General features: G+C 65.9%; 13 protein-coding genes. 11 read left to right on the top strand and 2 right to left on the bottom strand.

Annotation, left to right across the window (positions count from 1 at the left end; translation table 11 throughout):
* Window positions 1–50 precede the first annotated feature (50 nt).
* The 3 genes from Sa4125_RS12105 to Sa4125_RS12115 all read left to right on the top strand — a co-directional run bounded on the left by Sa4125_RS12105 (window position 51) and on the right by Sa4125_RS12115 (window position 2,629).
* The gene (locus Sa4125_RS12105) at window positions 51–827 is read left to right on the top strand and encodes a creatininase (protein WP_224007770.1); all 777 of its coding nucleotides are present in this window, start codon (window positions 51–53) and stop codon (window positions 825–827) included.
* Window positions 824–1,819 (top strand): agmatinase, encoded by a 996-nt coding sequence (speB, locus tag Sa4125_RS12110; RefSeq protein WP_223998325.1) that lies wholly within the window; start codon window positions 824–826, stop codon window positions 1,817–1,819. The genes Sa4125_RS12105 and speB overlap by 4 nt, the downstream gene beginning before the upstream one ends.
* Before the next feature lie 108 nt (window positions 1,820–1,927).
* Window positions 1,928–2,629, top strand: coding sequence for an urea carboxylase-associated family protein (locus Sa4125_RS12115; protein WP_223998326.1), 702 nt, complete (start codon window positions 1,928–1,930; stop codon window positions 2,627–2,629).
* A gap of 254 nt (window positions 2,630–2,883) precedes the next feature.
* Here Sa4125_RS12115 and Sa4125_RS12120 read toward each other — a convergent pair whose 3' ends face one another.
* Both Sa4125_RS12120 and Sa4125_RS12125 read right to left on the bottom strand, forming a co-directional pair.
* Complete coding sequence (locus Sa4125_RS12120) at window positions 2,884–4,188, bottom strand: amidohydrolase family protein (protein ID WP_223998327.1); 1,305 nt, start codon at window positions 4,186–4,188, stop codon at window positions 2,884–2,886.
* Between the two features lie 23 nt (window positions 4,189–4,211).
* On the bottom strand, window positions 4,212–5,150 hold the full coding sequence (locus Sa4125_RS12125) for a LysR family transcriptional regulator (protein ID WP_223998328.1): 939 nt from the start codon (window positions 5,148–5,150) through the stop codon (window positions 4,212–4,214).
* A gap of 376 nt (window positions 5,151–5,526) precedes the next feature.
* On the opposite strand from Sa4125_RS12125, the gene Sa4125_RS12130 reads away from it, so the two are divergent.
* The 8 genes from Sa4125_RS12130 (at window position 5,527) to Sa4125_RS12165 (ending at window position 12,516) form a co-directional block, all read left to right on the top strand.
* The gene (locus Sa4125_RS12130) at window positions 5,527–6,678 is read left to right on the top strand and encodes a spermidine/putrescine ABC transporter substrate-binding protein (RefSeq protein WP_223998329.1); all 1,152 of its coding nucleotides are present in this window, start codon (window positions 5,527–5,529) and stop codon (window positions 6,676–6,678) included.
* A gap of 93 nt (window positions 6,679–6,771) precedes the next feature.
* On the top strand, window positions 6,772–7,641 hold the full coding sequence (locus Sa4125_RS12135) for an ABC transporter permease (RefSeq protein WP_223998330.1): 870 nt from the start codon (window positions 6,772–6,774) through the stop codon (window positions 7,639–7,641).
* A complete protein-coding gene (locus Sa4125_RS12140; protein WP_223998331.1) occupies window positions 7,638–8,462 on the top strand; it encodes an ABC transporter permease in 825 nt (274 codons plus the stop codon). The genes Sa4125_RS12135 and Sa4125_RS12140 overlap by 4 nt, the downstream gene beginning before the upstream one ends.
* Window positions 8,459–9,547 (top strand): ABC transporter ATP-binding protein, encoded by a 1,089-nt coding sequence (locus Sa4125_RS12145; RefSeq protein WP_223998332.1) that lies wholly within the window; start codon window positions 8,459–8,461, stop codon window positions 9,545–9,547. Before Sa4125_RS12140 ends, Sa4125_RS12145 begins: the two co-directional genes overlap by 4 nt.
* Window positions 9,548–9,561: 14 nt before the next feature.
* Window positions 9,562–11,067 carry an amidohydrolase gene (locus Sa4125_RS12150; protein ID WP_223998333.1) on the top strand — a complete coding sequence of 502 codons (1,506 nt, stop codon included), beginning with the start codon at window positions 9,562–9,564 and terminating at the stop codon, window positions 11,065–11,067.
* A gap of 11 nt (window positions 11,068–11,078) precedes the next feature.
* Window positions 11,079–11,849 carry a creatininase gene (locus Sa4125_RS12155; protein WP_223998334.1) on the top strand — a complete coding sequence of 257 codons (771 nt, stop codon included), beginning with the start codon at window positions 11,079–11,081 and terminating at the stop codon, window positions 11,847–11,849.
* A 67-nt stretch (window positions 11,850–11,916) separates the two neighbouring features.
* Window positions 11,917–12,150: a hypothetical protein gene (locus tag Sa4125_RS12160; protein ID WP_223998335.1), complete on the top strand. Its 234-nt coding sequence runs from the start codon at window positions 11,917–11,919 to the stop codon at window positions 12,148–12,150.
* A 63-nt stretch (window positions 12,151–12,213) separates the two neighbouring features.
* Window positions 12,214–12,516 (top strand): hypothetical protein, encoded by a 303-nt coding sequence (locus Sa4125_RS12165; protein ID WP_223998336.1) that lies wholly within the window; start codon window positions 12,214–12,216, stop codon window positions 12,514–12,516.
* Window positions 12,517–12,685 lie beyond the last annotated feature (169 nt).

Below are 12,685 nucleotides of genomic sequence, written 5' to 3' on the forward strand. Positions count from 1 at the left end.
GGCAACTTTCCGAAATCCTTTGTCGGCCTTTATGAAGAACGGGAACGATGATGAACGACAGCGTCTACATGGCCGAACTGACCTGGCCGGAATATCAGCGTCGCGTCGCGGCCGGGGCGACGATCTTCCTGCCGCTCGGCGCCACCGAACAGCATGGCCCGCACATGGCGATGAATGTCGACGTCGTGCTGCCGACGGGAGTCTGCGAAAGGGTGGCGCGAAACGTCGGCGGTCTCGTCGCGCCGACCGTTCCTTATGGCTACAAGTCGCAGCCGCGCTCGGGCGGCGGCGAGGCTTTTCCCGGCACGACCAGCCTCGACGCCAACACCTTTTCCCTCGTCGTCCGAGATATCATCCGGGGACTGGGACATGACGGCGTGCGGCGGATCGTACTGGTGATCGGCCATTTCGAGAACGCCTGGCCGGCCGTCGAGGGCCTCGACCTCGGGCTGCGCGAACTGCGCCGCGACGGCATTGCCGACATGCAGGCCATGCGGCTGGAATACTGGGATTTCGTCCGACGGGAGACGCTGGATCGGCTGTTTCCCGGCGGCTTTCCCGGCACGGAACTGGAGCATGCAAGCCTCCTCGAAACCTCGCTGATGCTCCTCCTGCGCCCCGATCTGGTCGACATGGAAAAAATCCCCGACGACGGGCCGGCGACGTTTCCGACCTATGACCGCTTCCCCGTTCCGGCTGATTTCGGACTGCCGCCATCGGGGGTCCTGGCGCGGGCCGACGGCTCCTCGGCGGAAAAGGGAGCGCTGCTCATGCAGGACCACGTCGAGCTGATCACCGCTGCCGTCCGGAAGGAGTTCTCGCTGTGACCGGCACGGCCGACTTCCAGCCGCTCGATTCCGGCGTCGTGCCGCGTTTTGCCGGCCCGGCGACCTTCATGCGGTTGCCGCAGGCACGACCCGATGAAGTCGACATCGCCCTGGTCGGAATTCCCTTCGATGGCGGCACGACCAACCGCACCGGCACCCGCCACGGTCCGCGCGAGATCCGTAATCAGTCCAGCATGGTCCGCCGTGTCCACCATCACAGTCTGGCCTCTCCCTTCGACAAGGTGCGTGTCGGGGACTGCGGCGACGTTCCCGTCAATCCGCTCGACGCGGGCGTGACGCTCGACTGGATCACAAGCTTCTACCGGCAGCTCCATGCCGGCGGGGCGCGGCCGCTGACAGCCGGCGGCGACCACCTGATATCCCTGCCGATCCTGCGCGGAATCAGCGACGGGTCACCGCTGGGAATGATCCATTTCGATGCCCATTCAGATACTTTCGATGAGTTCTTCGGAAACCGATATAATCACGCGACACCTTTTCGCCGGGCGATCGAAGAGGGCCTGCTGGATCCGAAACGTGTCGTCCAGATCGGCTTGCGTGGTGCGATCTCCGGCGCCTCGAACTTCGACTATGCGCGCGACGCCGGCATGCGGCTGATCTTCATCGAGGAGTTCATGGCGCGCGGCGCCGACGACGTCATGGACGAGGCGCGGGCCATCATCGGCACCGCGCCGACCTACGTCTCCTTCGACATCGACGTCATCGACCCGGCCCACGCGCCCGGCACCGGCACACCGGAGATCGGCGGCATCTCGACCTTCCAGGCGCAGTCGCTGGTGCGGCGCCTCGCCGGCCTCGACATCGTCGGAGCCGATCTCGTCGAGGTCTCGCCGCCCCTCGATCCGACCGGCCTCACGGCGCTTACCGGCGCCACCATGCTGTTCGAACTGCTCTGCGTCATGGCCGAGGGCATGGGCCGATCCGGCGACACCGCCGACATCGGAAACATCAGCGCTGCAACGACGTCCTGACGGAGCGACCCGGCAGGAGGCCGGCGCCTCCTGCCGCAACCGATCCAATCGCCCGCATTCCGCCCGTTCTGCCCCGACATCGAACGGCTTTCTAGAAAAGGACCTGCCATGCTGCGTCACGACATCTGCGAACATCCCGCCGAAAACGGCCCCGCCGTCGGTACCAATGCCACCGCCGGATCCCCGATCTCTTCCGATGGGACGCCCGTCCTCGGCGAACGTTACGTCGTCCCGGCTCGCAACGGCCGCGCCGTCCGGGTCGCCAAGGGCCAGGCAATCACCGTGATCAATCCGCACGGCACCCAGGTCTGCGATTTCTGGGCGTTCAGTGCCGCCAACCCGAACGAGTTCCTGTCCTGGGAACATGCCCGCGCCGGTCTCAGCGCCATCATCCCGAAAGTCGGGGACGAGCTTTTGACCAACCGGCGGCGCCCCATTCTTTCCATCGAGGAGGACACGTCGCCGGGCATCCATGACACGCTGATGGCGGCCTGCGATCTCTTTCGCTACACCGGCCTCGGTTGCACCGAGTATCACGACAACTGCGCCGACAACATGCGCCTCGCCATGGCGGCGATCGGCATGACGCCGGCGGAAGTGCCCCAGCCCTTCAATCTCTGGATGAACATTCCCGTCGCTGCCGACTGGAGCGTCCAGTGGCTGGCGCCCGTCTCGAAACCCGGCGACCGGGTCGTCATGCGCGCGCGGATGGATCTGGTCGCCGTCATGTCCGCCTGCCCCCAGGATCTCCTGCCGATCAATGGCAACGATATGGCGCCGGTGGAAATTCAGTTTGAAGTCAACGACTGATCGCTCCGGCCACCAAGCTTCGCCGGCGGACGACAGATCAAATCCCGCAGGCGACTGACCGCTGGGCGCCCAGGAAGGGCTTGGCATGCACCAGTCCCAGCGGGGCGCCTGGACGCGAAGAGGGACGATGGCGTTTGCCCGAACGGCCCCATCGCGAAGACCGAGCCTTGAAGGCGGGGTCGCCTTCGAAGCGATCCACGTTCAGGAGGGCCAGCTCTCCCCCGAAGCAGCCCGGGAGGCCGGCAGCAGTCCTGTCAGGCCGATGCCGCCGGCCATGCCGGGCCGTATCCGGCGACCGAGCTCTGCGACGGGCGGCCGGGCAGGCTCAGCGTTGTCCTGCGCACCGGGGTCTGCGCCAGCACGACGCCGCGGCGCACCACGAGCAGCCGGTCGGCGCGCAGACGGATCGCTTCGATCGGATCTTTGGCGTCGAGAAGCACGAAATCGGCGTGGCATCCGGGCGTCAGTCCATAATCCTCGAGACCAAACGCCTTAGCGGCATGGGTGGTGATGGCCTCGAAGCACCAGCGGATCTCGTCGAGGCTGATCATGTGGGCGGCATGCGTCGCCATATGCGCGACGTCGAGCATGTCGGCATTGCCGAAGACGTACCAGGGATCCATGCAGGAATCCTGGCCGAGAGCGATGTTGACGCCCTTGGCGCGCAGTTCGGGAATGCGCATCAGGCCGCGGCGTTTGGGATAGGTGTCGCTGCGGCCCTGCAGGTTGATGTTGGCGAGCGGGTTGGGGATGCAGTGCATTCCGGATTCGGCGATCAGCGGGATCAGCTTGCTGGCATAGTAATTGTCCATCGAGTGCATCGATGTGAGGTGCGAGCCCGAGACACGGCCCTGCAGCCCCAACCGGATCGTCTCGGACGCCAATGTCTCGACATGGCGCGACATCGGGTCATCGGTCTCGTCGCAGTGAATATCGACGCGCAGACCGCGCTCGGCGGCCAGCTCGCACTGGGCGATCACCGAGTCCCGGCCGTCCTCCATCGTCCGTTCGAAATGCGGGATGCCGCCGATCACATCGACACCGCGGTCGAGCGCCCGGGCGAGGTTAGCAGCGGCGTTCGGCGAGCGGAAATAGCCGTCCTGCGGGAAGGCGACGAGTTGCAGGTCGATATAATCCTTCACCCGCTCGCGTACCTCGAGGAGCGCCTCCACGCCGACCAGGCGGTCGTCGCAGACGTCGACATGGGTGCGGATGGCGAGGAGGCCCTGGGCGACGGCGAGGTCGCAATAGCGCATGGCGCGTTCGACGACCACCTCCTGGGTGAGGGTCGGCCGCTGCTCGTTCCATAGCGCGATGCCCTCCAGCAGGGTGCCGGAGCGGTTGAAGCGGGGCGTGCCGACCGACAGCGTGGCATCGAGATGAAAGTGGATGTCGACGAAGGGCGGACTGACCAGCCGGCCACCGGCATCGACCTCCTTGCCAGCCTGGGCGTCGAGCGTCGCCTCGACGGCGACGATCCGGCCGTCGCGGCAGCCGATGTCGACGCCGGTCCGGCCGTCAGGGAGGTGGGCGTTGCGCAGGATCAGATCGAAATTCACGGGAAGAGCCTCCAGGAGCGGGGTCAGCGGGGATCGGTCAGGCGGCGAAGCTGGGCGTCCCAGCTGCCGTCGACAACGAGCGAGCGGGCGACTTCGTCGACAAGGCCCGCAATGGCTTCAGCCGCACGGCTGTTGGCGTTCCGGCGCGCCAAGACGATCGACACGCGCCACTTCGGCGTCGGATCGACGATCGGGATCGCGACCAGCTCGCCCCGCCGGATTTCGTCGCGCAGCGCAAAGCTTGGATAGACGCTCGCATAGCCGTCCCCCACGAGCGCGATGATCCCCTGCAGGCTGTCGCAGTTCATCGCGATGTGCGGCTCCGTTCCTGCCCGCGCGGCAAAAGTCTCGACCACCTCGCGGAGGACGTGCGGCCGGGCTGGCAGCACCAGCGGCAGCGCCGTCGCCTCGTTGAAGGATATCGCGCGAAGGCCGGCGCGGGCGTGACCCGCCGGCAGGATCAGCTTCAGCTCCTCGACCATGACGTCGTTGGCGACGATGTTCTCGAAGGCCTTGCGGTCGTAGAGCAGGGCGACATCGATCTTGCCGGTCTGCATCCATTCGTCGAGACTGCCGGTCATCGCTTCGACGAGGTGCAGGTTGATGCGGGGAAAGCGCCTCTGCACGGCATTGACGAGCGGCACGGTCATGCCGCGACAGACCGTGGTCGGCAGGCCCAGCACGACCTCGCCGCCGGGACTGCCGACGGCATCGTGCATGGCCTCTCGCGCCCGTTCGACGTCACGCAGGATTACCCGGACGTGATCGCAGAGCAGGCGGCCGTATTCGGTCGCGGTGACGCCGCGCGGGTGGCGCGCCAGAAGCTCGACGCCCAGTTCCTCCTCCAGGCTGCGGACATGCTGGCTGAGCGAGGGCTGCGCAACGTGCAGCACCTCGGCGGCCCGCGACAGGCTGCCGCTGTCGGCGATCTGGAGAAAGTAGCGAAGCTGGCGAAGATCCATCGAGTTTCCAGACTGCGGTCCTGTGAAATGTCTGCGCCATCGACGACGTGTCAAATGCCTACGGGCTATGCAATCGGGACATAGAATGCACAGGATCGATACAGCGTATGGAAAATAAGCCAATTATTACAGGTAAAAGAATTCAAACCATGAGCCCATATCTGCCTACCCATCGTTTTTAACGATAGCTAGGGATCGCTATTTCGTCTTTTTAGTTCCTGAGCTCTTCGTGCAGTTTTGGCTTCTGCACGGAAGCTTGGCGCCACGCCTCCCGGGTGTGGATTTCCGCTGGAGTGCGACGTCGAGCCTGCCCTGCCCATCACACGCCAGCCCGCCCGTCAGCGGCAGGGCGCCCGTTCCCGCTCAGGAGACATGGATGACCAAGTTCACGATTACCGATCCGCGCGGTCTTGGTCTCGGCCTCAATCGCCGCCAGATCATCCAGGGCGCCGGGGCTTTGGCCGGGGCTGCGGCGCTCGGCGGCCTCGCGACCGGCCCCGCCGTTTCGCAGGAGAACGTTCTCAACATCCTGACCTGGCCCGGCCACGGCGATCCGGCCTTCGTGAAGCCGTTCGAGGATGAGCACGGGGTCAAGATCGTGGCGAAGGAATATGTCGGCGGCGAGCCCATGCTCGCGCTGATGAACCAGTCGCCGCCCGGCTCCTTCGACGTCGTGCTCGCCGACGCCGAATATATCGGCATGCTGCAGGAATCCTCCTTCATCGACGAGATGGATCCGGCGGACTATCCGCTGGCCGACTACTGGCCCGAGTTCCAGAAGTTCGATCTGCACTGGAAGAACGACAAGCTCTATTCGGTGCTCATCCGCTTCGGCTATCTCGGCATGGCCTATCGCACCGACCTCGTCACGCCCGAGGACGTGAAGTCCTACAACGTGATGTGGACGGAGAAGGTGAAGGGCAAGGTCGGCTTCTTCGACTGGTATCTGCCGACCATGGGCTGCCTCAGCCTGCGCGACGGCAACAAGCCGCCCTTCGACATCGACGCGGCGCAGTTCGAGAAGCTGCAGGAGACGCTCTACTCGCTGCGCCCGCAGACCTCCGGCTTCTATTCGATGGCCGACCAGTTCGCCATGCTGACCAACGGCACCGCCGGCATCATCCCCGGCATCGGCGACTGGGTCGTCCTGCTGCTGCAGCAGAGCGGTGTGCCGGTGGCGGCGACCGTTCCGGACGAAGGCGGCATCCAGTGGACCGAGTCCATGTCCATCGTGTCCTCCTCGACCAAGAAGGACCTCGCCAAGAAGTTCATCCAGTATGCGAGCTCCCCCGAGGGCCAGTTCCGCTCGGCCCGACTGCCCGCCTACTGGGCCTCGATCCCGAACAAGAAGGGCTGGGAGAAGATGAACGCCGAGGCGCCCGAGGACGCCAAGAAGCTGCGCCACACCTTCGACGCCCGCAACGTCATGGACGAGTACAAGGAAGGCAAGATCTTCATCCGCCAGACGCCGGTGCAGCAGGGCATCGAGGAGTGGAACGACTCCTGGTCGGAATTCAAGGCCATGTGAGCCTCTCGCCGGCCGCGCGCGGCCGGCGCCATGTTATCCGGAGACCCTCCATGACGGGGGTCTGCGGAGTTTCACAGGCAAGCCAGGGGAACGATGACCACTAAGCTTCGCTCGCCGTCCGAGACCCTTCGCTTCGGCCTGTTCCTCGGCACGCCGACGCTGATCTGGCAGGTCGCGTTCTTCCTGGTGCCGCTTGGGTTCCTCGTGGCCATGACGTTCTGGTCGGTGCGCAGTTTCCGGCTGACGCCCGACTTCACCCTCGCCAACTGGACGATGATCCTCAACGCCGGCTTCTTTCGCAGCGCCTTCGTCTACACCTTCCTGATGTCGCTTCTGGCGGGCCTCATCGCGAGCCTCGCCGCCTTCCCCGTGGCCTACGCCCTCACCTTCCGGGTCAGTCCGGGCCTCAAGCGGCTGCTGGTGTTCATGCTGGTCGTGCCCTTCTTCACCAGCTTCCCCGTGCGCGTCTACTCGATGCAGATCTTCTTCAGCCCAAGCGGGATCATCAACACCGCGCTGGCGCCGCTCGGGCTCGGGCCGATCAGCGTTCTCAACTCGCCGACCGGAACGATGATCGGCTTTTTGACGCTCACCGCGCCACTGGTGATCCTCCTTCAGACCATCGCGCTCGGCGCCGTCGACCGGCAGTTGATCGAGGCGGCGCACAATCTGCGCTGCGGCCGGCTGCGGACGATCTTCACCGTCATCATCCCCTCGGCCCGCGTCGGCCTCGTCGTGGCCGGCGCCTTCGCCTTCGTGCTCGCCTTCGGTGACTATATCAGCCCGCAATTCCTCGGCGGCTCGAACCCGCCGACGCTATCGATCCTGATCGCCGACCAGGTGAAATCAGGCAATCACTGGCCGCGCGCCTCGGTCGTCGCGGTGATCATGATCGCCACGCTGATGCTGGTCCTCGGCGTGCTCCTGAAGCTTGCCTATGGCGGACGGAGAGCGGCGCGATGAGCCGCATCCGGCTCACGGACGCGCTGCGTGCCTTCGCGCTCTATGGCTGGCTGGTGGTGGTGTTCGCCTTTGTCTTCGCGCCGATCGCCTCGACGGTGATCTTCTCCTTCAATGCCGACCGCTTTCCGAGCCTGCCCTGGGGCGGCTTCAGCCTCGAATGGTACCGCGCGGTCTTTGCCGACGAGACAGTGCGGCGCAGCTTCGGCAACAGCCTCGTCGTCGCCGGCGCCTCCTCGGTGATCGCGACCTTCCTCGGCTTCACCGCCGCCTATGTCGACTACCGGTTCCGCTTTCTCGGCAAGCAGGTCTACATGGCCATCGCCGCGCTGCCGCCGACCGTGCCGGTGGTGATCCTCGGGGTCGCCATGCTGACCTTCCAGGGCCGCATCGGCCTGTCAGGCACGCTGTCCGGCATCGTCGCCGCGCATGTGGTCATCGCCGCGCCTTTTGCCATGGCGCTCATACGCATGCGGCTCTCGGACCTCGACCCCGATCTCGAGCCGGCCGCCTGGAACCTCGGCGCCGGCTCCTGGTCGACGCTGCGCCAGATCATCCTGCCGTTCACGCTGCCGGCGATCGTGGCGGCGCTGTTCATCACCGCCTCGGTGTCGTTCGACGAGTTCATGATCGCCTGGTTCATCTCCGGCCTCAACGAGACATTGCCGGTACGGGTGCTGGCCATGCTGCAGGGCCAGGTCAGCCCGCGGATCAACGCCGTCGGCGCGCTCGCCTTCGCTGTCAGCACGATCCTCGTCGTGCTCGCCCAGCTCATCATTGCGCGCCGCGTCTCGCTTGGCCGCATCAGGGGAATGCGCCCATGACCGTGACCATGGTCGAGATCGACCGCCTCGCCAAACGCTATGACGGGCATCTGGCCGTTGCCGACGTTTCGCTGACGATCGAGAAGGGCGAGTTCATCGCGCTGATGGGTCCCTCCGGCTGCGGCAAGACGACGACGCTCAGGATGATCGCCGGGCTCGACACGCCGAGCGAGGGCGAGATCCGGATCTGGGGCCGGCGCATCAACGACGATCCGCCCTGGGCCCGCGACACGCCGCTGGTCTGGCAGAACTACGCGCTCTTTCCTTTCCTCTCGGTGCGGCAGAACGTCGAGTTCGGGCTGAAGCAGCGCGGCATGCCGGGACCGGAGCGCGCGAAGAAGGCCGGCGAGTGGATGGAGCGCATGGGCATCGCCGCCCTTGGCGATCGCTCGCCCGCGCAGCTCTCCGGCGGCCAGCGCCAGCGCGTGGCACTGGCGCGGGCGCTCGCGACCGAGCCGGAAATGCTGCTGCTCGACGAGCCGCTGAGCGCGCTCGACCCGCACCTCAAGGTCAAGATGCAGGCCGAGCTGGTGCGCCTGCACCGCGAACTCGGCATCACCTTCGTCTGCGTCACCCACAGCCACTCCGAGGCCTTCGCCATGGCCGACCGGGTGGTGATCATGAACGAGGGCCGGGTCGAGCAGATCGGAACGCCGCGCGAGATCCACCGCGCCGCCGCCAGCCGCTTCGTTGCCGAGTTCATCGGCGGCTCCAATCTGCTCACGGGCCCGATCGCGCCGGCCGATGCAGGACAGGTCGCGATCGACACGGGCCTCGGGCGCGTCGTCGTGGCGAAGGATCCGGCCGCGACCGAGATGCCCCTCGGGACAGCCGCCACGCTCGTCGTCGCCGCCGACCGCATCGGCGTTTCCCGTGACCGGCGGGGACTGGCGAACGAGGTCGCCGCGCAGGTCACGACCATGGAATTCGTCGGGTCGACGGTCACCGTCTTCCTCGAGGCTCCGGGCAGCACCGAGCTCAGCGCCCAGATCTCCTCGCGCGACCTCGACACCATGCCGCTCGCGGCAGGCGATCCGGTCTTCGCGGCCTGGCCGGCCGATGCCGGCTACTTCCTCCAAGCTTGAACACCGGAGCCTGCATGTCGATCTTCATCAAGAACGCAACCATCCTCGCCATGGACGGCAAGCACGGCGACACGCCGTTCACCGGCGACATGCTCGTCGAGGGCGCCCGCATCGCGGCGATCGGAGTGGGTCTTGAAGCGCCGGACGGTGCGACCGTCATCGACGGCACCGGCAAGCTGGTGATGCCGGGACTCGTCAACGCCCATCTTCACTCCAACGAGGCCCTCTTCAAGGGCCGCTACGACAACATGCCCCTCGAAGTCTGGATGCTCTACGCCTACCCGCTGCTGGGCGCCAAGGCGTTGCCGCCGCGGCTGGTTTATCTGCGCTCGATGCTGGTGGCGATGGAATCGCTGCGCACCGGTGTCACCACGATCACCGACGACCTCTACGAGAGCCCGCGGCAGGAGATGGACCTGCTCGGCGCGGCGATCGACGCCTACGACGATGTCGGCATTCGCGCCACCGTCTCGGCCCATGTCGTCGACCGCAATTTTCTCGATACCATCCCGTTCACCCGTACCACCGTGCCGGCCGAGCTGCAGGCCACGGTCGACGCGCTGCCCCTTCCCAAGGTCGCCGACTATGTCGCCTTCGCCACGGAGGCGCACGGCCGCTTCCACGGCCGCGCCGACCGTATCCGTTTCATGCTCGCTCCGTCGGCCCCGCAGCGTTGCACGCCGGAACTGATGCTCGCCTCCAACGATCTCGCAAGGCAGTGGGGCGTGCCCTTCCACACCCATATCGTCGAGACCAAGGTGCAGAACGTGACCGGGCCGGAATTCTATGGCAAGTCGCTGATCGCCTACATGGCCGAGCTCGATCTTCTGCATCCTTGGACCACCATCGCGCATTCGATCTGGGTCACGGACGCCGATATCGCGCTGATGGGCAAGGCGGGCGTCTCGATCGTCCACAACACCATCTCCAACCAGAAGCTCGGCGCCGGCGTCGCGCCGGTCCGCAAGCTACTGGACGCCGGCGTCCATGTCGGCCTCGGCTCCGATGGCATCTCCACCAACGACACGCCGCGCATGTTCGACGTGATGAAGGCGACCGGCCTCGTCCACAAGGTCAACAATCCGGAATGGACGCGCTGGCTGACCGCCGGCGAGGTGCTGCATGCTGGCACGATCGGCGGCGCCCGCACCGCCCTCCTGCACGACGAGACCGGGTCGCTCGAGCCCGGCAAGAAGGCCGACTTCCTGATCCTCGACATGGCGACGGCAAGCTTCACGCCGCTGAACGATATCCGCAACCACCTCGTCTACTGCGAAAACGGCTCGTCGATCCTCGCCGTCTACGTCAATGGCGAGATGGTCTGTGAGAACGGCAGACTGACCAGGGTCGACGAGGCGGCCCTGCTCGCCGAGCTGCGCGGCCTGATGCCGGAATTCCAAGCCTACACACTCGGCGTCGAGGCGGCCAACCGGGTGTTCGAGCCGCATTTCTCGGACATCGTGCGTCGCTGCTCGGCCATGGATGTCGGCCTGACGCGCTGGGCGTCGGACCTGAACTGATGGAACCCGCAATGAAGCGCATCAAGCTCGCCGACATGACCTGGATGGAGTTCGACGCCCGCGTGCGGGACGAGAATCCGATTGTTCTCCTGCCCGTCGGCTCGACCGAGCAGCATGGGCCGCATCTGCCGCTGTCGACTGACGTCATCCTGCCCGAAGCGGTATCGATGCTTGTGGCCGAGGCGCTGGGCGCGATCGTCATGCCCGCCGTACCCTTCGGCTACAAATCCCAGCCCAAGACGGGCGGCGGCAACCATTTCCCCGGAACGATCAGTCTCGACGCGTCGACGCTGATCGCCGTGCTCCGCGACGTCGTCAACGAACTTGCCCGCCACGGCGTGCGCAAGGTCGTCCTGATGGACGGGCACATGGAGAACCAGTGGTTCATCACCGAAGCGATCGATCTCGCCTTGCGCGACCAGCGCCGCGAGGGGATCACGGACCTTCGTGTGGTCAAGCTCGGCTATTGGGAATTCATCAATGCCGAAACTGAGGCGGTGCTGTTTCCCGATGGGCTCCTCAGCTGGGCGCTGGAACATGCGGCCGTGATGGAGACCTCGGTCATGCTGCATCTTCGTCCGGACCTTGTTCGCGCCGACGCCATCCCAAACAACCCGCCGGCGGATTTCCCGCTCTACGACATCTTCCCCTTCGATCTCGCGCCCATCCCACCTGACGGGGTCCTGAGCTCACCAGCCTCGGCCACCGCCGAAAAAGGCCGGCATGTCCTCGGCCAGGTCGTTCCCGACATTGTCTCGGCACTCGGAAAGGCCTTCGCGTGAAAACGACCGACGCGGCACCGATCTTGCGTCTTGTTGGAGGAAGGCCGCCGTAACGGAGCGCCAGATCATGCCGAAGATTGCCTCGCCCCCGCTGCTGGTCGGTGAAAACCTGTCGGTCGCGCTACCGCGCGGCATGGACCGGCCGACTCGTCGCCTCGATGTTCCCGTGGGCCTTCGCGGCAGGGATATCGCCTACACCAGGCAGGTGATGAGCGACCGGCTACGCTGGCTGCACCCGATCAGAGAAGAGAAGAGATCCGCTGGGAGTATTTCTGGTTCGGCGAACGCGACATGCAGGTGAAGATGGTGCCGCGCCTCTACGCCCTCGCTCCCGGCGCCCTCACCCGGCCTGTCCGGCCGCGGCGTGCTGACGGGCTCGATGCTGGGTTCCATCCCCGCCGAATGGGCGATGGGCGTGCCGGACGAGGATTTGTCACTGCGGCTCGAGCCGCTGCGTTCCGCGCCCTTCCACATGCGCTTCGGCCCAAGACTGTCGCTGCGCTATCACCGCACGCTCAACAATATCGCTGCCCGCCGCGCCGGGGCGCCGCTGCCCCCCATGCTTGATGGCAACGGCAGGAGCGAAGGCGGCAACGACGTGACCCCTGACAAGGTCAGCGATATCGTCGGCATCGTCGATGGCATCATCGTCGCGGTGGAGCGGTAACGAAACTTTTTGTTCGCCCTCCCGGCCGGGACGACGACCAGCACCCCCCCTATCGGCAGCGATCTCGATCCAGCCGACCGGCGATCGCTTCGGCGGCGCGCTTTGCGCCTCGCCGCATCCGAGGCGCTGGAGACGATCGGGCGGGCGGATACGGCGACGGCCCGAGTGG

Source organism: Aureimonas sp. SA4125, assembly GCF_019973775.1.
In the GTDB taxonomy this organism is placed as follows: domain Bacteria; phylum Pseudomonadota; class Alphaproteobacteria; order Rhizobiales; family Rhizobiaceae; genus Plantimonas.

Excerpts from the sequence above, each read along its gene's own strand:
- Sa4125_RS12140 (WP_223998331.1), top strand. The coding sequence starts at position 7,638 with ATGAGCCGCATCCGGCTCACGGACGCGCTGCGTGCCTTCGCGCTCTAT.
- Sa4125_RS12160 (WP_223998335.1), top strand. The coding sequence starts at position 11,917 with ATGCCGAAGATTGCCTCGCCCCCGCTGCTGGTCGGTGAAAACCTGTCG.
- Sa4125_RS12125 (WP_223998328.1), bottom strand. The coding sequence starts at position 5,150 with ATGGATCTTCGCCAGCTTCGCTACTTTCTCCAGATCGCCGACAGCGGC.
- Sa4125_RS12155 (WP_223998334.1), top strand. The coding sequence starts at position 11,079 with ATGAAGCGCATCAAGCTCGCCGACATGACCTGGATGGAGTTCGACGCC.
- Sa4125_RS12130 (WP_223998329.1), top strand. The coding sequence starts at position 5,527 with ATGACCAAGTTCACGATTACCGATCCGCGCGGTCTTGGTCTCGGCCTC.
- Sa4125_RS12150 (WP_223998333.1), top strand. The coding sequence starts at position 9,562 with ATGTCGATCTTCATCAAGAACGCAACCATCCTCGCCATGGACGGCAAG.
- Sa4125_RS12115 (WP_223998326.1), top strand. The coding sequence starts at position 1,928 with ATGCTGCGTCACGACATCTGCGAACATCCCGCCGAAAACGGCCCCGCC.
- Sa4125_RS12145 (WP_223998332.1), top strand. The coding sequence starts at position 8,459 with ATGACCGTGACCATGGTCGAGATCGACCGCCTCGCCAAACGCTATGAC.
- Sa4125_RS12105 (WP_224007770.1), top strand. The coding sequence starts at position 51 with ATGAACGACAGCGTCTACATGGCCGAACTGACCTGGCCGGAATATCAG.
- Sa4125_RS12135 (WP_223998330.1), top strand. The coding sequence starts at position 6,772 with ATGACCACTAAGCTTCGCTCGCCGTCCGAGACCCTTCGCTTCGGCCTG.